Annotated in this window: 20 protein-coding genes and 2 pseudogenes; 7 read left to right on the top strand and 15 right to left on the bottom strand. The window is 60.1% G+C overall.

Features of this window, described 5'->3' with window-relative positions; genetic code table 11:
- Positions 1-60: 60 nt before the first annotated feature.
- The 8 genes and pseudogenes from tnpB to G5S35_RS38910 all read right to left on the bottom strand — a co-directional run.
- Entirely contained in the window at positions 61-396 is a 336-nt protein-coding gene (gene tnpB, locus G5S35_RS38945; protein ID WP_183040767.1) for an IS66 family insertion sequence element accessory protein TnpB, read from the bottom strand.
- A complete protein-coding gene (locus tag G5S35_RS38940) occupies positions 393-806 on the bottom strand; it encodes a transposase (protein ID WP_183040766.1) in 414 nt (137 codons plus the stop codon). Before G5S35_RS38940 ends, tnpB begins: the two co-directional genes overlap by 4 nt.
- Before the next feature lie 62 nt (positions 807-868).
- Entirely contained in the window at positions 869-1,171 is a 303-nt protein-coding gene (locus tag G5S35_RS38935) for a hypothetical protein (protein ID WP_183040765.1), read from the bottom strand.
- A 48-nt stretch (positions 1,172-1,219) separates the two neighbouring features.
- A complete protein-coding gene (locus tag G5S35_RS38930; RefSeq protein ID WP_183040764.1) occupies positions 1,220-3,382 on the bottom strand; it encodes a putative bifunctional diguanylate cyclase/phosphodiesterase in 2,163 nt (720 codons plus the stop codon).
- A gap of 591 nt (positions 3,383-3,973) precedes the next feature.
- Positions 3,974-4,708, bottom strand: coding sequence for an IS6 family transposase (locus G5S35_RS38925; RefSeq protein WP_183040763.1), 735 nt, complete (start codon positions 4,706-4,708; stop codon positions 3,974-3,976).
- A gap of 4 nt (positions 4,709-4,712) precedes the next feature.
- Positions 4,713-5,021, bottom strand: coding sequence for a cyclic nucleotide-binding domain-containing protein (locus G5S35_RS38920; RefSeq protein WP_183040762.1), 309 nt, complete (start codon positions 5,019-5,021; stop codon positions 4,713-4,715).
- Between the two features lie 295 nt (positions 5,022-5,316).
- A pseudogene (locus G5S35_RS38915) lies at positions 5,317-6,267 on the bottom strand (ATP-binding protein); the annotation flags it as partial.
- A 23-nt stretch (positions 6,268-6,290) separates the two neighbouring features.
- Positions 6,291-6,467: pseudogene (locus G5S35_RS38910) on the bottom strand (IS5/IS1182 family transposase); the annotation flags it as partial.
- A 126-nt stretch (positions 6,468-6,593) separates the two neighbouring features.
- Here G5S35_RS38910 and G5S35_RS38905 point away from each other — a divergent pair.
- On the top strand, positions 6,594-7,166 hold the full coding sequence (locus G5S35_RS38905) for an Hsp20/alpha crystallin family protein (RefSeq protein WP_110329291.1): 573 nt from the start codon (positions 6,594-6,596) through the stop codon (positions 7,164-7,166).
- Positions 7,167-7,428: 262 nt separating this feature from the next.
- Here the strand turns inward: G5S35_RS38905 and G5S35_RS38900 are convergent, their stop codons facing one another.
- The 5 genes from G5S35_RS38900 to G5S35_RS38880 form a co-directional block, all read right to left on the bottom strand.
- Positions 7,429-7,845, bottom strand: a complete 417-nt coding sequence (locus G5S35_RS38900; RefSeq protein WP_146230089.1) for a hypothetical protein — start codon at positions 7,843-7,845, stop codon at positions 7,429-7,431.
- 11 nt (positions 7,846-7,856) lie between these two features.
- On the bottom strand, positions 7,857-8,111 hold the full coding sequence (locus tag G5S35_RS38895; RefSeq protein WP_074987600.1) for a hypothetical protein: 255 nt from the start codon (positions 8,109-8,111) through the stop codon (positions 7,857-7,859).
- 103 nt (positions 8,112-8,214) lie between these two features.
- Positions 8,215-9,837, bottom strand: coding sequence for a chaperonin GroEL (gene groL / locus G5S35_RS38890; protein ID WP_110329276.1), 1,623 nt, complete (start codon positions 9,835-9,837; stop codon positions 8,215-8,217).
- 76 nt (positions 9,838-9,913) lie between these two features.
- Entirely contained in the window at positions 9,914-10,231 is a 318-nt protein-coding gene (locus tag G5S35_RS38885; RefSeq protein ID WP_074987544.1) for a co-chaperone GroES, read from the bottom strand.
- Between the two features lie 171 nt (positions 10,232-10,402).
- A complete protein-coding gene (locus G5S35_RS38880) occupies positions 10,403-11,041 on the bottom strand; it encodes a diguanylate cyclase (RefSeq protein ID WP_183040291.1) in 639 nt (212 codons plus the stop codon).
- A 196-nt stretch (positions 11,042-11,237) separates the two neighbouring features.
- On the opposite strand from G5S35_RS38880, the gene G5S35_RS38875 reads away from it, so the two are divergent.
- The 3 genes from G5S35_RS38875 (at position 11,238) to G5S35_RS39945 (ending at position 12,899) form a co-directional block, all read left to right on the top strand.
- On the top strand, positions 11,238-11,678 hold the full coding sequence (locus tag G5S35_RS38875; protein WP_110329279.1) for an Hsp20/alpha crystallin family protein: 441 nt from the start codon (positions 11,238-11,240) through the stop codon (positions 11,676-11,678).
- A gap of 38 nt (positions 11,679-11,716) precedes the next feature.
- The gene (locus G5S35_RS38870) at positions 11,717-12,130 is read left to right on the top strand and encodes an Hsp20/alpha crystallin family protein (RefSeq protein ID WP_074987541.1); all 414 of its coding nucleotides are present in this window, start codon (positions 11,717-11,719) and stop codon (positions 12,128-12,130) included.
- A 463-nt stretch (positions 12,131-12,593) separates the two neighbouring features.
- A complete protein-coding gene (locus tag G5S35_RS39945) occupies positions 12,594-12,899 on the top strand; it encodes a hypothetical protein (RefSeq protein WP_237182019.1) in 306 nt (101 codons plus the stop codon).
- Positions 12,900-13,382: 483 nt separating this feature from the next.
- Here G5S35_RS39945 and G5S35_RS38860 read toward each other — a convergent pair.
- Positions 13,383-14,539 (bottom strand): IS3 family transposase gene (locus G5S35_RS38860; protein ID WP_183040102.1). Its coding sequence is split into 2 segments (ribosomal slippage): positions 13,383-14,272 and positions 14,272-14,539, totalling 1,158 coding nucleotides; the frame shifts between segments, so codons are not numbered across the junction.
- A gap of 103 nt (positions 14,540-14,642) precedes the next feature.
- Here G5S35_RS38860 and G5S35_RS38855 point away from each other — a divergent pair.
- From G5S35_RS38855 to G5S35_RS38845, 3 genes are all read left to right on the top strand, one after another.
- A complete protein-coding gene (locus tag G5S35_RS38855; RefSeq protein WP_237182018.1) occupies positions 14,643-15,047 on the top strand; it encodes a hypothetical protein in 405 nt (134 codons plus the stop codon).
- A gap of 487 nt (positions 15,048-15,534) precedes the next feature.
- Positions 15,535-16,959, top strand: coding sequence for an RAD55 family ATPase (locus G5S35_RS38850; RefSeq protein WP_183040760.1), 1,425 nt, complete (start codon positions 15,535-15,537; stop codon positions 16,957-16,959).
- 59 nt (positions 16,960-17,018) lie between these two features.
- Positions 17,019-17,396, top strand: coding sequence for a response regulator (locus tag G5S35_RS38845; protein ID WP_074987538.1), 378 nt, complete (start codon positions 17,019-17,021; stop codon positions 17,394-17,396).
- A gap of 101 nt (positions 17,397-17,497) precedes the next feature.
- On the opposite strand, the gene G5S35_RS38840 is transcribed toward G5S35_RS38845, so the two are convergent.
- A complete protein-coding gene (locus tag G5S35_RS38840; RefSeq protein WP_420874563.1) occupies positions 17,498-17,998 on the bottom strand; it encodes a lipocalin family protein in 501 nt (166 codons plus the stop codon).
- Positions 17,999-18,184 lie beyond the last annotated feature (186 nt).

Here is an 18,184-nt window from a genome sequence, read left to right as displayed (position 1 = left end):
ACCAGTCTGCCAGAGCGGGGCGCGATGCAGCAAGGGAAACAGTTTACGTACTTACGGGGCTCAAACCACCGTGATCGCGTGATCTGGCGCGAGAGTGCGCCACGGCAGTCCCATTACCAGAGCCTGAAGCTGTTCAGGGCTCAGCCCCAAGCTCACCGCCTGCTCGCCGTTTGTCCAGACGAAGCGCCCCTTGTTCAGCCGCCGTGCGGCAAGCCATATGCCCAGGCCATCGTAGACCAGCACCTTCATTCGCGTCGAGTGACGGTTGGCAAACAGGTAGGCATGATGGGGCCTTGCCGCGCCAAACACCTTGACCACGCGTGCGAGCAGCGTATCGACACCGGCGCGCATGTCGACCGGCTCCGTCGCAAGCCAGATGGCATCGATGCGAATCAACGCAACCACCCCTGCAGCCACGTTGCGCAGTCGCTTGCGGCCGACAGCGGCCAGCGCACCGTGATCGCCGTCGCGCCCTTGCGCACCTCGATCTCGATGTGCGTCGCTGCAACACCGTTCTGCATCTGCAGCGGCACAAATTCCTGGGGCGAGACGTTCAATTCTTGTCGGGCCGCTTCAGCGGCATCGCGTTCCTCCTGTGCTGCGACCCAACTGCGCAGCAGGTTGGCGTTCAGCCGGTAATGCAGTGCCACGGCCGCAATCGACACGTTCGGCTGCATTGCCGCCCGAATGACCGTCTCCTTGAATTCCTTGCTATGCCGTCGGCGCCGTGTCGGCTGCACCACATCATGGACAACCTCGACTTCGTCCATCATGTACACCTGTCCATTTAAAATTTGAATGGACATGATCGTCGGGCGGCGCGACTTGCCGATCAGGATGACTTCACCGGGTGCTTACTGACGAAGCGCTAGACAACGCCATCGAAGGCAGGCGCATTTCCGCAGTGGCCGATTTCCTGCGTGTTAGACACTGGACTGGAAATGACGGTTAGCGACTGGGCCGCACTTTTTTGGCAATGCAGGCCGAGTGTTTGCCGCCGTGACTGGCCGCTCTCGGACGCCACGGCAGGCGCTAGCCGGCCGAGGCCGTGTAAAAACGCGCAGAACTGCCGATCGATGACGTCCAGTTGAGCGCGCAGTTGCTCGCTGCCGAGATGCAGGCAGATGACGTGAACGTGTTTTATTGGCAAAGCGCCGGCGCGCGCGTTCACGCGCCCGCCATCATTGAGCGGCGATTACTTATCGGGCCGGTACAAGATTCACCTCTGGAGTGCGACAAGTTTCATTTCGTCGGGCGTGTCTGCAACCGGGTGTGGCTCGGCGGAAAAATCTCCAAGAAATGTTTGGATATCTTTCTCGCCTAGCGGGCGAGATATCAGATAGCCTTGAGCATAGTCACATCCCAGTTCCTTCAGTCGCTGTAACTGTTCGTGGGTCTCTACGCCTTCGGCGATCACCTCCAGGCGCATATGCCGGCTTAGCGTCAGGGTGGCATTGACGATTGCCGCAGCTGTCGTGTCGCTGTTCATCCCCTGAATGAACGACCTGTCGATCTTGATCCGGTCGAACGGGAACGTACGCAGGTAACTCAGGCTCGCGTGGCCGGTACCAAAGTCATCGAGCGCCAGTCGAATCCCGATGTCTTTCAGTTCGCGCATTACACCGAGCACGATTTCGTCATTCTCCAGCAGGGCCGATTCCGTGACTTCGATGCAGCATCGTTCTGCGCTGACGCCGGTTGTCCGAAGCTGGTCGCGAATCCGCTGAGGCAGTGAGCTGTCCTTGAATTCGTATGCTGGGCAGTTGATCGAGACGAAGATGTCCTGCGGCCACGCTGCGGCCGCCTGCAACGGCGAGCGTCTGACCATGCGTGCGACGGGCAGGAGAATGCCCGCCGATTCGGCGATCGGGATAAACACGTCGGGAGGCACCACGCCCCGGGAGGCGCTCTTCCACCGCATCAACGCCTCGAATCCTGCAATACGGTTTGTCTCGAGTGCGAGGATGGGCTGATAGTCCATATAAAGCGCATCGGTGCCGATCGCCGCGCGCAGTTCCTGTTCGATCAGCATCGAGTCCTGTATCTGCCGGTCCAGCGCCGGATCGAACCAGCGCAGGTTTCCGAGCCCCGCCGCCCTCGCGCGTACCATTGCTGCGCTCGCCTCCTGCTGGGCTGCCTGCAGATCCTGGACTCCGCCAGATATTCCCACCGATACGCCAAAGAGCAGATCACGCCCGGTTGAACGGTGGGGCTGGGATAGGGTCCACAGTAGCTTGCGCGCCAGGTATTCTGGGTCTTCATCGTACTGGGCGACACAGAACTCCCCTGCGCCGAGATGCGCCGCGAGACAGCGTGGCCCGGCCGACTCACCCAGTCTTGAGGCAACCTCGGAGAGGATCTGGTCTGCCGTCGAATTGCCGAGTGCGTGGGCGATCTCCTGAAACCGGTCGATTCCGATCATGAGCAGGGCGCGCGGGCGGGCAACGCTGTCGCGTTGTACCAACTGCTTCTCGAGTCCGGCGCGATTGTAAAGTTTCGTTGATGGATCCAGACTCAGGTTGCTGATCAGCCGTTCTCTTGCCGCCGCCGCGATCAGGGTTTTTCTGTGCGTGAGGCACTGCTGTCTGACCCACAGCGCAAACAGTGTGACGGTGGCGATCAGAGCGATTGCAGTCGACAAGAAAACGGTGGTTGCAAACTGCCGTCGGCTTTCGAAGACGCTGTCAACGGACTTGATCGATGTGAACACGAGTGGTGAATCCCGGGATGCCACGACGGCGACAAGCCAGCCGCGCCCCTCTGGGTCACTGATTTCGAAGCTGTTCCCGCCTTCAGAGCTTTCCTCATTCCACCGCGGGCGCACCCAGGCGGGAATCTGTGCGGTGTCGGAAGGCAACGCGAACAGGGTTTCCCCGTCAGGGTTGGAGGCAATGACGGTAGCGCCTTCAGCATCAATTGCCTGAAATGAACGCTTGATATCGTCAGTCGAGAGGAAAGCTAGCGCTCCCCCCAGGATGCGACCGTCGGCGGCGCGCGCCGAGCGACCCACCCCGAAGCTTTTCATGTCGATGGCCGAAGGCGCGCCGGGGCCAAAGACAAACGAACGCGATGGTGGTGTGTGAAGTGCCGCATTCCATATCGGACGACGGGGATTGGCCGGTATGACCGGGATGGTCCTGAATCGCGAGGAAATTGTCCAGTGTCCCTGCGAATCAAGGATGCTCAGGCTGATCACGGAGGACAGCGTTGCTGTCTGACGGATAAGGGTCTCGCGAAAATCAACAATTACTGCAGGCGAATGAAGATCCTGCTGCAACAGGTCAAGCGCGACAAGGCGCTGGGCATTAGCGGCCAGAGCGGCTTCGGTTGTCTGGAGAGCACGGTCAATCGATGCTGCGCTGCCCGCCAGCATTGCCACCATGCGATGTCTCTCCCGCTGAAGTGCATTATCGCGGTCATGCAGGACGAGCAGCGTGACAGACGCCACGATGGCCGAGACCATAATGCACATGACTATGCAACTGCACATTGGCCGCCACGTTCGCAGTGTGGGGTGGGCTGATGTCTCCAATTCGTGGGCACGGCGCAGACGAGTCACTGGTTTTGGGGCCACGCGGAGCGCTCTCCATGCTGCCGAAAGTCGGTTCACAAACTGTTGTCCCATTCAACTGACCGAAAGATTTATCGGCGAGGTTTCAGTTGTCATCATCGGATGACGTCCGTGGGCAAAGTGTGCGGCTGCAGGGCGCACACTATGCCGGATGGTTAATGTATACGGCATCTGCCGTAGCCGTCTTTATCCCTGCGCGCAAATTGGGGGGCTTCCGTCTGTATTTCAGTGCAGGTGCGCGTGCAGAAGGGCGGCGCGCTGGCCGATTGGGCGGAGAACAACGGAGTACGGAAAAAACGACCGTACCGATTGAAAGTAAGCGGTAATTTCGCCCGCATTTCGCGGGAGGGCATTGTCAAGTTGGCGGCTGTGGGCAACTGTGCGTCACGCGCGTAGTTATCCTTAACAGATAACGGTCTCGCTTGCGGCGGAAAGAGTCCAAGCGCGCCATGTGCCGAGGCGTTCTTGAAGTATGGCACGATGACGTGCAGCGTTCATCTGATGCCTTGGAAGCGCGAAGTGCTGACGGAGCGGGCCGAAGCATGAAAGAAAAGCCTGCGTGCGACGCGCATCGCGAAAGCCACACATCTGGCGTTCGCGCCTACGGGTTGGCTGGTGGCTGTTCTCGGCGCGGTTATTTACCCGTGCGGCCGCTTTGACGAACACGTGCTTCACCCGAGCAAGCTCAGGGATATCAGCCTTCGCCGCCGGATAGCTGCGCAACTGGTCGGTGACGATCTTGCGCGGCACCGGGTTTGAACGCAGCACCCTCAGGAAGAAGCGCTTTGCCGCAACCTTGTCGCGCCGCTTCTGCACCAGCACGTCCAGTTCAGCACCATGCTCGTCAACCGCTCGCCACAACAGATACGGCTCGCCGCGTAGCGTCACGAACATCTCGTCTAAATGCCAGGTGTTGGCTGGCTTGCGCCGCGCCGCCTTGGCGCACTTAGCGAATCCAGCGCCGAACTTGTCGCACCAGCAACGGATGGTTTCGTATGTGACCACGACGCCACGCTCGAGCAACAACTCTTCGATGTCGCGCAGGCTCAGGCTGAACCGGAAGTACCAGCGAACGGCGCAGCTGATGACGATAGCGGGGAAGCGGTGGCCGTGATAAAGCGATTTCGTCTTCTTCATCGCTTCATTCTACTGCCACACCTCCAGCAACCTGACAGTGCCCTTCGGAACTCTCGCTGGCGGTAACCCATGCGGGCGTGTGTGTCGAATAGACGTCGCCGGGTTCGAGAAACGCCAGTGTCAGTTCGCGCTGGTCGTTCATTAGATGAACGCGGATGCGGCCGCTACGCACGATGAAAATCTGATTGTCGAGCTGCGACGGCATGCTGAGCATCTGACCGCGCCGCAACTTGCGCCGAACGGCTTTCGAGAGCAGCAGCCGTCCTTGCTCGCTGTCGAGCATGCGTGTGAATGGATCGGCGTGAGTGGACATGAGGCATCCTCCGTCGAACTGTCGATACGGCAGCGAGGCGTGGCGAAAGATGGCGTTCGCGCGCACCGGAATCTCGAACAGGCGAGCGTGAGCGTCACGCCTCCCTGCATTGCCCGATATACGCGAATAGCAGGAGCGAACGCCAACACGAGCCATGCAATAATCGGGCCACCCAAAGAGACCCATATGGCGGCATCGACCTACGCTTCTGCGCGAGCGTCAATAGTCGAGTTCGAGCGAGGCCATGAAGATGCGCTGAGTGCCAAGGTAAGCCGTGTTCGCTCCGGGGCTGCCGACGATATTTCCGTCGGGCCCTCACCCCCGGACCGTTGTCGCTCACTTCGAAGCGCAGACGCTCGCCGCCGTCCGATCTAGTGTGTCGTCCTGTGACTTTGACGTAGCCGCCAGGGGGGGCGTGCCGCAGCGCGTTCACGATGAGATTGTCGAGCGCGCGCGCCATCTGGGTCGTGTCGAATACGGGCCGTAGCCCTGCGACCTCGACGTTCAGGTCGATCTGGCGATTTTGCGCATGGGGCTCGTGGGGGACTTTCAAATTGCCCAGCCAGTAGTTCAAATCGACCTCGCGAAGCTGAAGCGTAACGGGTTGCGTCAGGGCGAGCAGACTCGTCACCTGGGATTCGATACTTCCCCCCTGCTCGATGATGGTCTTCAAAGCAGCTTCACGTCGCGCGTCGTCACCCGCGAGCGCATTCTCGGCTTTGAGGCGCATGGCGCCAGCGGGATTTCGAATCTCATGCGCAATCTGCGCGGCCATCTTCCCGAGGGCGCTAAAGCGCTCGGCGGGATCGACATATCGGTTGAGCGCCTCAACGATCTGGTCCAGATCGCGTTCACCGAGCCGCGTGATCCGCTTGCCCTGCTCGAACTCGCCGTCTTCCGCGAGGGCCGTTTCGAGACAAGTCAGATTACGCTTCCAGCGCCTGAGTGCGAGGGCGAGCACGAACGCCAACAAGACGATGAAGATAAGAAAACCGGACAGGATCGTCGCGGCGCGCTCGCCGTACGGCCCGAGTTGCGACCGCGCGCGGGTCAGCGTCCAGGCGAGCAGGTCTCTATGGTGTGGCACGGGACAGGCGACCGCCACCACGGCGTCGGCACCGCTCGACACGTCATCAACCTTTGTTTTACCGGTCGCCGCCGCGGTCTTCAGCATACGCAGAATGAGTGGCGTCTCGGCTTCGGGGATGTCGCGTTTGACGCCGCTGCCCTCGTAGGTCGGAAGCGCGTCACACGCACAGCAAGCAGTTACCCCAATGTGTTCACCGCCATGTTCACCTTGCTGCCTTTTTTACGCTTGTACCCGTAGAGACTGCGCGTGGACCGCTCTCGCACGTCGACTGCAACGTACGGCCATCAAGGATGACCGCACTGGGCTGCCCCCGGCGATTCCGCCCCCCGGATAATCGAACGCAGATCGTTGGCCATGTCACCCGCGCCTGTCCTGCTATTGGGCAGCGGGCCTTCCGTTCTTGTGCTCTTGAAATTTCGTCTTCCTGGACTATGTTAACCATCGCGAACGTATGTTCCTTGAGGACCGAGAGGAGAAAGACGATGAATCCCGATCCGAAGAGGTGGAACCCCTTCAAGTTTTTTCGCCTGTCAGGGCGTAAGCCTGATGCACAGTCACCAGACAACACCAACGCAGGGGATAGCGGCCAGCGCAACTCATTGCCCGATCTTATGAAGCTGCTCTCGCGCGAGCAGTGGCGCGCAGTCGAAGACTTTTTTCTTGATCCGACGTTGGCTCGCGGAGTGCTTGACCGATGGTTCGGAGATTTTAGCTCGGCGCGTTTCCAGCCACGTATCGACGTGGTTGATGAGGGACCAGTCCTGCGCGTCACGGTAGAACTACCCGGTATTGATCGGAGCGACGTAAAAGTGAGCGTTGTGGATGGTGTGATAATAATTCGAGGAGAAAAAAAGCAGGATATACGCGACGAAGAAAACGGGTGCTACCGGCTGGAACGTTCCCACGGACGGTTTGAGCGCACGGTTCCCATGCCGGAATATGCAGATCCAGAACGCGCGCTCGCGAGGTATGACAACGGCATACTCACGTTGACGGTGCCAAAATGCGAACCGCTGAGGTCCTCGGGCCGTCAGGTGGAGATCGAGATCGGTTAGCTCGGCCGTTTCGTAGCCGGTGTGGTCAGCCCGGTGGAAAAGCGCCTCGCATCAAGCCACGCTGCGCGCGACGTAGCAGTCGTCCCTGTCCGCCGTCCGACCCACAGCCTTGTGCCAGGCTCATGCTGCCGAACGGCCTGATTGATTGGGGCAGGACGGTAGGATCGGCCATCCCCAGGCATAAATGGCACACGCCAGTTCGGGCAGGACATGGACGGCAGTCAGCGCGTGTGGCGCGCGCGGGTATCAATGCCGACGCGCATCAGGTCGGGCGTTCCGACGCATGTCGCACAGCGTCGGCCTTCTGGCCCGGTTGAATATCACACCAGAATTCCTGATGGAATGCGTCCAGGCGGCGGGCCGCCTCATGGCGGTGAAAGTGACTGGCGAGCCAGAACTGGCAGCCATCAAAGAAGACCTTCATCGCGGGCTGCTCCGTACGCATTGAGCCTTTGCGTATGGCGGCCATCGCGTCCTGCAGCGCGGCATCGACGAACGATCCCTTGCGACATAGTTCGTCATCAACCGAGAGTTGCAGAAATTTGAGATAGTCTAGGCCAAGCATGCCGACAGGCAATCTGGCGGGCATGCGGGCACGAAAATGAGGGCTGTCGGACATCGCGACGCAAGGTACTTCAGAAAAATTATTTGACTGGGCGTGCGGGACTTTGCCGATCACGGCAGACCGTGTTAGCCATCAGCCATGAGATGGCGAATTACCAGTGCCGGGTCGGCGATATCCAGGATGAGCCTGCGCAGGATGCGCCGGCGCATATGCTCCTCGTCGAGTGTCCATGGGGCGCCTTTCTCGCTGAGATAATGCGCGAGGGCATCGTGATTGTCTGAGCCGGCGGGAAGGCTCAGGCGGGCGGCCAGCAGTCCCGCCACGACGTCGTCGATTTCGATGTCGAGCCGCTTGGAGTCAATGTAAAGTTCGAGTTTCATTTCGGACCCAGGCAAAAAGCGGCGCCGCAGGACGGAGACAATGTGCGGCGCCGAACGGATTGCACCAGCCGCGACCGTTGGCCGGCGCATGCGGAAACGCTCCTCAGTAGTCAAACTCCGGTGCGGGGGCCTGCGCCGGCTTCTCGTCCTTCGCCGCCTCGGCGACCGTCGCATCCGTCGTGAGGATCAGCCCGGCAATTGATGCAGCATTTTGTAGCGCAGTGCGCGTTACCTTGGTGGGGTCGACCACCCCCGTTTCGACGAGGTCGCCGTACTCGCCGGTTCCTGCGTTGTAGCCGAAGTTTCCCTTGCCTTCGAGAACCTTCGCGATGACCACGGAAGGCTCGTCCCCAGCGTTGGCGACGATCACGCGCAACGGCGCTTCGAGCGCACGCAGCACAATCTGGACGCCCGCGTCCTGGTCACTGTTGGCGCCTTTCAGGCCGGTCACGGCCGAGCGCGCGCGCAGAAGCGCAACGCCACCACCGGGCACGATCCCTTCCTCGACTGCCGCGCGTGTGGCGTGCAGCGCGTCGTCTACCCGATCTTTCTTCTCCTTCATCTCGACCTCGGTGGCCGCGCCGACCTTGATGACGGCAACACCACCGGCGAGCTTCGCGACACGCTCCTGGAGCTTCTCGCGATCGTAGTCACTCGTCGTTTCCTCGATCTGCGCACGGATCGACTTCACGCGTGCCTCGATGCGCTGCTCGTCGCCCGCGCCGTCGATGATGATCGTGTCGTCCTTCCGTACCTCGATGCGCTTCGCACGCCCGAGATCCTCCAGCGTTGTCTTCTGCAGTTGCTTGCCAGTTTCCTCGGATATGACGGTCGCGCCCGTGAGGATGGCAATGTCTTCGAGCATAGCCTTGCGTCGGTCACCAAAGCCTGGCGCCTTGACGGCGGCGACTTTGAGGATGCCGCGCATTGCGTTGACCACGAGTGTGGCCAGCGCCTCACCGTCGATATCTTCCGCGACGATCAGCAGCGGCTTGCCGGCCTTGGACGTCGCCTCGAGCACCGGCAGCAGGTCACGGACATTCGAGATTTTCTTGTCGTGCAGCAGGATCAACGCATCATCGAGATAGGCCGCCTGCTTGTCCGGATCGTTGATGAAGTAGGGGCTCACGTAGCCGCGATCAAACTGCATGCCCTCGACCACGTCGAGTTCGTTTTCGAGCGACTTGCCGTCCTCGACCGTGATGACGCCTTCCTTGCCTACCCTTTCCATGGCGTCGGCGATGATCGCGCCGATTGCCTCGTCGGAATTCGCTGAAATCGAACCGACCTGCGCGATCTCCCTGTTAGTGGAAATTGGCTTCGACAGCTTGCGCAACTCGTCGAGCACGGCGGCTACCGCCTTGTCGATGCCGCGCTTAAGATCCATCGGGTTCATGCCCGCGGCGACGTGCTTCATGCCTTCCTGCACGATGGCCTGCGCCAGCACGGTGGCCGTCGTTGTGCCGTCCCCGGCGATATCGGCGGTCTTCGAGGCGACCTGCTTGACGATCTGCGCGCCCATGTTCTCGAAGCGGTCTTTCAGCTCGATTTCCTTCGCCACCGACACGCCATCCTTCGTGATGGTCGGCGCGCCGAAGCTGCGTTCGAGCAGGACATTGCGGCCTTTCGGTCCGAGTGTGACCTTGACCGCGTCGGCGAGGACGTTCACGCCCTTGACGATGCGTGTGCGTGCGCTGTCGTGGAATTTGACGTCTTTTGCAGTCATGTTATTGCTCCGGGTAAAGTCGTTGACTCAACGCGTCGCGAACGACCGTCCCGGTGTTCGCGACCGCGTCGGGATTTCAGGCGGCCTTGCGGGTGGTGCCCGCGTCGGCCTCGAGGACGCCCATGACGTCTTCCTCGCGCATGACGAGCAGTTCCTCGCCATCGACCTTGACGGTCTGGCCTGCGTACTTTCCGAAGAGCACCCGGTCGCCGACTTCGAGCTGGAGCGGGCGCAGCGTGCCATCCTGCAGCAGCCGGCCGCTGCCGACCGCGACAATTTCACCCTGTTCGGGCTTTTCTGCCGCCGAATCGGGAATCACGATGCCCGAGGCCGTCGTCCGCTGCGTCTCGATTCGCTTGACGATAACCCGGTCGTAGAGGGGACGAATCTGCATTCTCATCTCCTGAGCGATTAAAGATTACCAATAAGGGAATCCGGCTGCTGTTACCGAAGCGTGTGGGGACGCCTCGGAGCAGCCGAGCCAGTGTGTCTGGCGGATAGCGAAATAGAGGCGGCGGTCACGTCCTTCAAGGGGTGTCAAAACGGCTATTTGTAACAAATTGTTTCAGCGAGTCAGCAAGATGCGATGGACAGCGCCGAGGCGATAAACCGTGCGGCCACGCCCATCAGGGCGACGCGGCTCAGGCAGCACGGGGCAGGGTGGCTGGCGTCCGCCATCGGCGTCAAGCGTGTCGTCCGGGGCTTCGAGCGTACGCCACAGGCCGCCCTTTACCGGCCGGAACAGCCAGCGCACGTAGCCTTTGCGCGCGGCGAGTTGAATCAGCTCGCCGCGATCGGTTTCGTCATCGAGGAGCTGTGGGTCATGCGCGCTGTCCACCCCGTAGTCGCCAAATGCCAGACGACAGGCGAGCGCCTCCGCAGCGCCGGCACCGATCACGTTGCACCCGCGCCGTTCCGTGCGCTCGACATCCCATGCACCAGATTGCCACGCTGCATCCAGCAGCAAAGCATCCACACTCTCAAAATTGTGCCATGGCGCATGGAGCTGAACGGCTGACGCTGGAACCGGGCGGGGCGGGATCTCTATGCCGGGCAGTACCAACGGTGTCGCACGCTTGAATCCGTGCCAGTGGAGTATTGCGATGAGCGGCGTATTCACCTGTGCTGCCGCCGTGACGGTGACAGCGAACAGCGGCAGACGCACGGTGTCGATCTGCGCCTGAAGCGTGTCGAAAAGGTCCATGATGCCTTCCGGTTGTGTTGTTGCAGGGCCTCTTGAAATTTCCATCATATGCGCTATTTTAGGCATCGCTCAGGCAGTCGCGATCAAGCGCTGCGTGTTTCGATTTGTTTGTCAGCGGGTGTCCCCACGGCAGACGGACTGGAGCGCGTGGACCAGTTCGTTCTTCGTGAGAGGCCCCGGTTTCAAGGAGCCAGTCATGAGCGATCTTTTCTTCACTACCGATCTGCTGGGCGAATTCGACCGCCTGCAACGGCAGATAGCTAGCGCCGTCGCGGGCTTTCCCGCAAGCCTGCGCGCTACGCGCAGCGAAACCTTTCCTCCCGTCAACGTTGGCAGTACCGACGACAGCGTAGAGATCGTCGCGTTCGCGCCAGGACTCGATCCGGCGTCGATCGACGTCTCGATAGACAAGGGGCTGCTCACGATCAGCGGCGAACGCAGGCCTCCCGCGACGGGAAGTGGCGACGAAACGCGCGTGTACGCTCGCGAACGCTTCATGGGAGCGTTCCGGCGCGTGATCGAACTGCCGCCGCACGCGGATCCCGACAAGGTCAGTGCGCGCTATGTGAACGGTTGTCTGACGGTGAGCGTCGGACGGTCCGAAGCGTCGAAGCCGCGAGCCATCGCCGTCCAGTGACGCGATAGAAAGAAGCACGAGAAAGCACGGAGGACATCATGAACGACAGCACTGAACTCACTACCCGGGAGCCTCACACCGACCTTGCTTCGCGCGAAGGTGCACGACATGCGAAGCAGCTTACCCGGGTTGCACCTGCAGTCGATATCTTCGAGGATACCCACGGCATCACGCTCTACGCGGATCTGCCAGGGGTGCCGCGCGAAAAGCTCGACGTGCGCGTGCAGGACGGCAGCCTGAGTATCGAGGCGGAAGCGGTAATTTCGACCCCACCAGGACTGCGCCTGCAACATGGGGAAGTGCGCCATCCGCACTTCTGGCGCGCGTTCACACTCAGCCCCGATTTCGACGTGTCGCGCATCGACGCACAACTGAACGATGGTGTGCTCAAGCTCACCATTCCCCGTCGTGACGCGGCAAAACCGCGCCGCATTGAAGTGAGGGTCGGCTAGACGAACGCGCAGAGGCAGGTCCGGTCATGCGGCGTGGTCTGCTCGGCCCGCGCCGCGTGACCCGCCACGCAGAGGTATCTATGCACAACGAACGCTGCCATAGCTGGAAGGGCTGCATGATCGAGACATGCGTCTTCCCGGTTTGGTACTGCGCTGCCTCCCGCTGGCCGGAACTTGGCCGTAGCCATCGTCCGCATCCGGCGCGCGGAGCAGTCGGTGACAGACTCGAACCTCCTGTCCTATGCCCAGCACTGGGCAAGCGTGGACAAGGCGCACCGGGCGACAGTCGAGATCGCGATACGCACCATCAATGCGGACAGCTTAAGCGACAGGGGTTCGCCCGCACAGTTCCGCGGTTGAACGGACCGCATCACACGGTTGTCCAGCCCGCGTATAGCTTGCACTACTTTTCATTTTTTGCAGGGGCAACTGCACGCGGGCTCCTGTTTCCTCGGAGAAGTAAATGCTCAGTCCACACGAATTCGCGACCCTGATGCTGGTTCGCCAGGCGCCGGACCAACTCGACATGAACCGCGCCGAACTCGACGCGCTTCTCGAGCGCCAACTGGTGATGCTGGAGCATTGCGGCGAAGGTGCACGGCGCGCCTACCTGACCGGAAAAGGCAAAACGTTCCTTGACGCACTTCAACCGTGCGACGCGCCCCGCGGCAGGAATACTACCGGAAACGCCGTTGGCCCGGATCCGGCAATGTCTCTCGCGCCGGGTGGTCGTGCGAAGGAAATTGAGGATCCGGGACGCGCTGGCTGAATGGCTACGCGACCGCACGCCTCGCAGGCGTCCTCGCCGTGAAGTGCGGGGGCGAGGCTGCCAGAGCTTGCCGGACGGCCTCCGGATCGACACGAGCCACAGCGGGAACGCGGGGCGCAGGCACGCGATGCGATAGGGAACATCATGTGCAACAGAATCTGATAGCGAAACTTGGGCACCGCGCTAGTTTGCCACGCCTGTTGGCGGATGAGGGGAAACAGGCGCGGGCATCTCCCGAAGCACAGATCCGGTTATGCTCAGTCGTTCCGGGCCGACATGTTCGACAGATCTGGATTCCGTCAGCGATTTCTGGATGGACGCGAGACGAATACCTGCGGATTCGACGGTCGCCACTTCTGGATCGCTGTTCCTGCGGAACCATCTGACCTCCGCTTCGAGGAAAATAGAATGACAGACACTGCAGTCACCTTTCCCGACAACGATGCGCTTTATGGCCTTCCCCCGCTTTTCCGGACAGGTAAACTAGCCCGTCATGCGTTGCTCGAACTGAACCGGGCTAAGGAAGTTCAGTGTTGAATGTCGGCGATGCGGATTGTAGAAACGCTCGATGTAATCGAACACGTCGGCTCGCGCCGCGTCCCTCGTGCGATAGACGCTTCGGTTCACACGCTCTGTCTTCAGGGTGCTGAAGAAGCTTTCCATCGCGGCATTGTCCCAACAATCACCGCGACGACTCATGCTGCAGGTAATGCCTTGCTGCCTGAGTAGCGACTGGAAGTCCTCGCTGGTGTATTGGCTGCCCTGGTCGCTGTGATGTATCAATTCGGCTGGTCGCCCTCGACGCCAGAGCGCCATCAGCAACGCATCGGCCACCATCTTTGCGTGCATCGTATTGCTCATTGACCAGCCGACGATGCGGCGCGAGTACAGGTCCATCACGGCGGCAACGAACAACCAGCCTTCCGCAGTCCAGATATAGGTAAAGTCGGCGACCCATTTCTGGTTCGGCGAGTCGGCTTCAAACTGGCGTTGCAGGTAATTCGGCGCGATGCCGTGAGCCGCCGCAGCCCCTGAATTGCCCGGCATGCGCCGTCGCCGCTGTCGAGCCTGCAATCCAGCCTGCTGCATCAGTCGGGCAACACGATTCACTCCACAGCGTTCGCCCGCTGCACGCAGATCGTGCCAGATGCGTGGGCTACCGTAGGTCTTGTCGCTTAACTCGAAACTTTCCCGGACCAGCCGCGCGAGTCGAACATTCTCCTGCGAACGCTTGCCCGGTGCTCGACCGAGCCATTCGTAGAAACCGCTATGCGAGACCCCGAGCAACCGGCACATGGCCCGAGTCGGCCAGACGCCGCGCTGCCGTACTATCCAGGCGTACTTCACTGCGGGTCCTTCGCGAAGTAGCCGAGCGCTTTTTTTAGAATGTCGCGTTCCATCGTGACCCGCCTCAACTCGCGCTGCAGGCGCTGTACTTCGGAAAGTGCTTCGGCTCGCAGTGGCTTGCTGGCGTCCATCTCCAGCGCCCCATCTCGCGCCAACCTGACCCAACGGCGCAGCAGATTCTCGCCAATGCCAAGGTCGCGCGCTATCTGGGTTACGACAGCACCCGGCTCGTTGCATAGCCGGACCGCCTCGCGTTTGAATTCGTCGGTGAAGTGCCTTCTTGTTCTGCTCATTCCATCCTCTCAGGATTACGTCAGCTTAGCTGATGTGTCCGGGAGAACAGGGGAAGGCCATTATGAACGCATACGGCTTATGCTCTTTAGCGTTGATCTGCCCGTGAAACGTCTCGAAGCCGACATCGACGGTATCGAACGATTCACCGCGTCTGATGTGCGCTCACCGCATCTGCGCCTGATCAAAACAATGCCGCCGTTTACGCCCGCTGCGGAATCGATCGTACGCGCCATGATCCGTACATACGGAATGGAGTTGTTCGGGCGCGGTAGCGCGAATGCCGCGCTGCGCGCGCTGATAAAGGCCGGACCGGTTCAATTTGGACAAACCGCCTTGTTGCTGGGGCACGACGCACCTGTCCCGGAGCGTACCCGACCACTCGTCGAAGAATTCAACCGGGTCTTTGAGCTCCATCCTGAAAGCGGCTTCGCCGAAGCTAGAAGCATTCTGGCGGCAATTGGTCTGCCCGGTTGCTGGGAGGCATTTCAACAGCCACGTCGCCTGTAAAACCGGGAATAGGGATTCGTTATTGGATCCGCCGAAGATGTCACTTTCGGACGTCGGGCTGCGCATCGCTGAGAGGGTGGGCGATCTGGAAAGCCTGGTTGCGTATGGTGATCCAGAGGTGACGCGGCCTCGTCGCTGCGCAGGCGCGCGCGTCCTGATGGATTGCGACCTCAAGGCATTGCCGTCCGCTTCTACTGTTCCGCCGCAAAGCCGTGTGCCATCGGGTAGCTTCGAACCAGTTCATGTACGGCGCGTCGATTGGCGACGGTAGCCGTGGGCCTTCCCGATGAGTCGCTGGCTGTGGCGTACATCGCCGTAGTGCGCCTGCACCCATCGGTGGCGATGGATAGCATGTTTGGCGCATAATCGTGCGTGGATACAGTTGCGCGTGGATGATTGCCCGTTCTCTGTTGCCCCTGAAACTGTGGCACTTGATGCCCCTTTCTGCCGCCCCCTCGGCAACCACCAACGTCGGAACCTAAACGCGATGCACCATAACCTGACTCGCCTGAAGAGCGATGTGCCCGGACTTGACCCAATTCTGGGCGGCGGGTTGATTGCTGGTTCCGCGTATATCCTTCAGGGGCGACCGGGTGCCGGCAAGACGATCCTGGCAAACCAGATTGCCTTCGCGCAGGCTCGTGCGGGAAGCAAAATTCTCTACATCACGCTCCTCGCAGAGTCCCACGATCGCCTCTTTCAATCACTCGCGATACTTGACTTCTACGATGCTGAGCTCGTTGGTAAGGAAATAACGTATCTGAGTCTGTTCCGAACGCTTCGCGTCGACGGTCTGAGCGCGCTGGTTGAGCTGCTCCGCAAGGAGATGGCGCGCCAAGGGGCCTCGATGCTCATCCTGGATGGGCTGCTCAACGCGCGCGAAAGCACGCATAGCTCACTCGACGTGAAGGCCTTTGTCGCGGAACTGCAGGGGCATGCGTCGTTCAGTGGCTGCACGGTCCTGTTTCTGACCAGCGCGCGCATCGACGAATCAAGCCCGGAGCACACGATGGTCGATGGTGTGGTTCAACTAGAGGAGGAATTGTTCGGCTCGCGTACCGTACGACGGCTGCGGATAACCAAATCGCGTGGAAGTGCCTCGCTTGGAGGTCTCCATCACTATGAGATTTCCAATCAGGGGGTCACGGTCTATCCGCGGCTCGAATCCCTGTATGGTCGACCTGTTGGTCAGGACCGTGCTCCGCAGGACCGGGTCTCCAGTGGTGTCGGCGAGCTTGACCTGCGAGTACACGGCGGCCTGCCCGCAAACTCCGCTACGGCCGTGGTGGGTCCGGGTGGAAGTGGCAAGACCAGTTTTGGTCTCAATTTTCTACGGTTGGCGACGCCTGAAGCACCAGCGCTGCACTTTGGCTTCTACGAGAGCCCCGCGCGTCTTGCCAGTAAGGCAAAGGCTCTGGGGATAGAACTGGAGACGCTTATCGCCTCAGGTGCGGTGGCTGTTTTGTGGAACCCGTTGACCGAGAACGTCATCGACAAACTGGCATACCAGTTGCTTGATGCAGTTCGGGCACGCGGAATGCGCAGGCTCGTCATAGATGGGCTTGCGGGTTTCGAAAGGGCGAGTGTTGAGCGTCCTCGCTTCACCGAATTTCTTGCTGCATTGACGAACCAGTTACGTGTTCTGGACGTTACGACGGTGTGTACATGGGAAACGAGGGAGCTGACCGCGACGGCACTGAATTCGGCGCCGCCAGAAATGCTGAGCCTATTCGACAATGTCATTGGCATGCAGCTTGAGGAAGCGGGTGACGCGCTGTATCCTGGCATGAAAGTTATCAAGATCAGGGACAGTGCATTCGCGCCGACAATCACGAAGCTCATCATCCCGGATGCCATTCACGGAACGCTCGGGGATCGTGGCATCGCTACATCAGGCACCCCCGAAAATTAAAATGTCGCTGGAAGGGCTGCGTGCCGTCTGCTGACGGCAGGTAACGGGAGTGAGCCGCAATGGCGACCATAGTAGTAGTTGACGACGAGACCTTGATCACGGATTTCCTGTCCTTTTTTCTGGAGGACGCGGGATACGTCGTCCATAGCGCCCGCAATGGAGCCGAAGCGCTTGAGCTTATCGTACGTATTGTTCCGGACCTCGTCATCACGGACTACATGATGCCATTGATGACGGGTCTGGAGCTTGCGCGCGCGATCAAGGCAGACCACGCTGTCATGCACGTTCCTGTCATCCTTTCCAGCGCTGCACAAGGAGCGTCCGCGCGGCAACACCCGGAATTGTTCGTTGCTGTGCTGGACAAACCATATCCAGCACAAGAACTGATGCGGATCGTGACTGAGACGCTTGAAAAAAGTGGATTTCAGGGGCGGTAATTACCGCCGGCGACGGCATCTTACGGATTCGTTTAACCCAGGCTCTACCGAAATTCGACGCGATGCTGCAGCTACCGCCTCACATCAGCAGCTGCCTTGCATCAATGTCTCGTAACCCGAACAAGCGCCCAGTCGTATCCGAGTGCTCTTACGCGCGCCTGCAGGCGATCAAGCATGTCAGGCGAGGAGTGCGCTGCGCGCGTGAGCACCCATAGGTACCGCCCCGACGGCTCTCCGACGATCGACCATTCATAGTCGTCGCCGTGATCGAGAATCCAGTAGTCTCCATAGAATAGTCCGAAGAAAGATACTTTCAGTTTCGCATTTGTTGCCCGATCAACGACTTTCGCCTTGCCGACCGATTGTCTGAACGCGCTGGGGTCATCCTCTACTCGGCCGCGATTGACCACCTTCACCGTACCATCCTCGTTGAGTGAGTACTCGGCAGTGACCTCGTCCATATCCTTTTCGAATGACGCTTCATAGCGAAACTGTTCATACCAACGGCCCATATATTTGCTCAGATCTACCGGCTTCGCAGGTGGCGGTACGGCTGGGTTCCCGACGGGGCCCGGCCGAGGAATATATGCGCAGGCGCCCAAAATGAAAGCCGCGCCGGTAAGTGCCGCGACGAGGATTTTTTTGCATGACTGTCAATACCTATGTTTTATTGAAAACGCAGCGGCAATCTATATTTCGCCGTTAATGGGATTCAGGTTACCTCGAAATGTCTAAAAATGTGGCCGTGCCACTGTAATACCGAACACAACGTCACACCAAGGTTGGTG

This window comes from Paraburkholderia tropica, from assembly GCF_014171495.1.
In the GTDB taxonomy this organism is placed as follows: domain Bacteria; phylum Pseudomonadota; class Gammaproteobacteria; order Burkholderiales; family Burkholderiaceae; genus Paraburkholderia; species Paraburkholderia tropica.
This window is presented reverse-complemented; position numbering and strand designations above follow the sequence as displayed.

What these genes read in the sequence shown, in the direction of transcription:
- G5S35_RS38940 (WP_183040766.1), bottom strand. Translation starts at nt 806, where the DNA reads ATGTCCATTCAAATTTTAAATGGACAGGTGTACATGATGGACGAAGTC.
- G5S35_RS38930 (WP_183040764.1), bottom strand. Translation starts at nt 3,382, where the DNA reads ATGGTGGCAATGCTGGCGGGCAGCGCAGCATCGATTGACCGTGCTCTC.
- G5S35_RS38925 (WP_183040763.1), bottom strand. Translation starts at nt 4,708, where the DNA reads ATGAAGAAGACGAAATCGCTTTATCACGGCCACCGCTTCCCCGCTATC.
- G5S35_RS38920 (WP_183040762.1), bottom strand. Translation starts at nt 5,021, where the DNA reads ATGTCCACTCACGCCGATCCATTCACACGCATGCTCGACAGCGAGCAA.
- G5S35_RS38905 (WP_110329291.1), top strand. Translation starts at nt 6,594, where the DNA reads ATGAATCCCGATCCGAAGAGGTGGAACCCCTTCAAGTTTTTTCGCCTG.
- G5S35_RS38895 (WP_074987600.1), bottom strand. Translation starts at nt 8,111, where the DNA reads ATGAAACTCGAACTTTACATTGACTCCAAGCGGCTCGACATCGAAATC.
- groL (WP_110329276.1), bottom strand. Translation starts at nt 9,837, where the DNA reads ATGACTGCAAAAGACGTCAAATTCCACGACAGCGCACGCACACGCATC.
- G5S35_RS38885 (WP_074987544.1), bottom strand. Translation starts at nt 10,231, where the DNA reads ATGCAGATTCGTCCCCTCTACGACCGGGTTATCGTCAAGCGAATCGAG.
- G5S35_RS38880 (WP_183040291.1), bottom strand. Translation starts at nt 11,041, where the DNA reads ATGGACCTTTTCGACACGCTTCAGGCGCAGATCGACACCGTGCGTCTG.
- G5S35_RS38875 (WP_110329279.1), top strand. Translation starts at nt 11,238, where the DNA reads ATGAGCGATCTTTTCTTCACTACCGATCTGCTGGGCGAATTCGACCGC.
- G5S35_RS38870 (WP_074987541.1), top strand. Translation starts at nt 11,717, where the DNA reads ATGAACGACAGCACTGAACTCACTACCCGGGAGCCTCACACCGACCTT.
- G5S35_RS39945 (WP_237182019.1), top strand. Translation starts at nt 12,594, where the DNA reads ATGCTCAGTCCACACGAATTCGCGACCCTGATGCTGGTTCGCCAGGCG.
- G5S35_RS38850 (WP_183040760.1), top strand. Translation starts at nt 15,535, where the DNA reads ATGCACCATAACCTGACTCGCCTGAAGAGCGATGTGCCCGGACTTGAC.
- G5S35_RS38845 (WP_074987538.1), top strand. Translation starts at nt 17,019, where the DNA reads ATGGCGACCATAGTAGTAGTTGACGACGAGACCTTGATCACGGATTTC.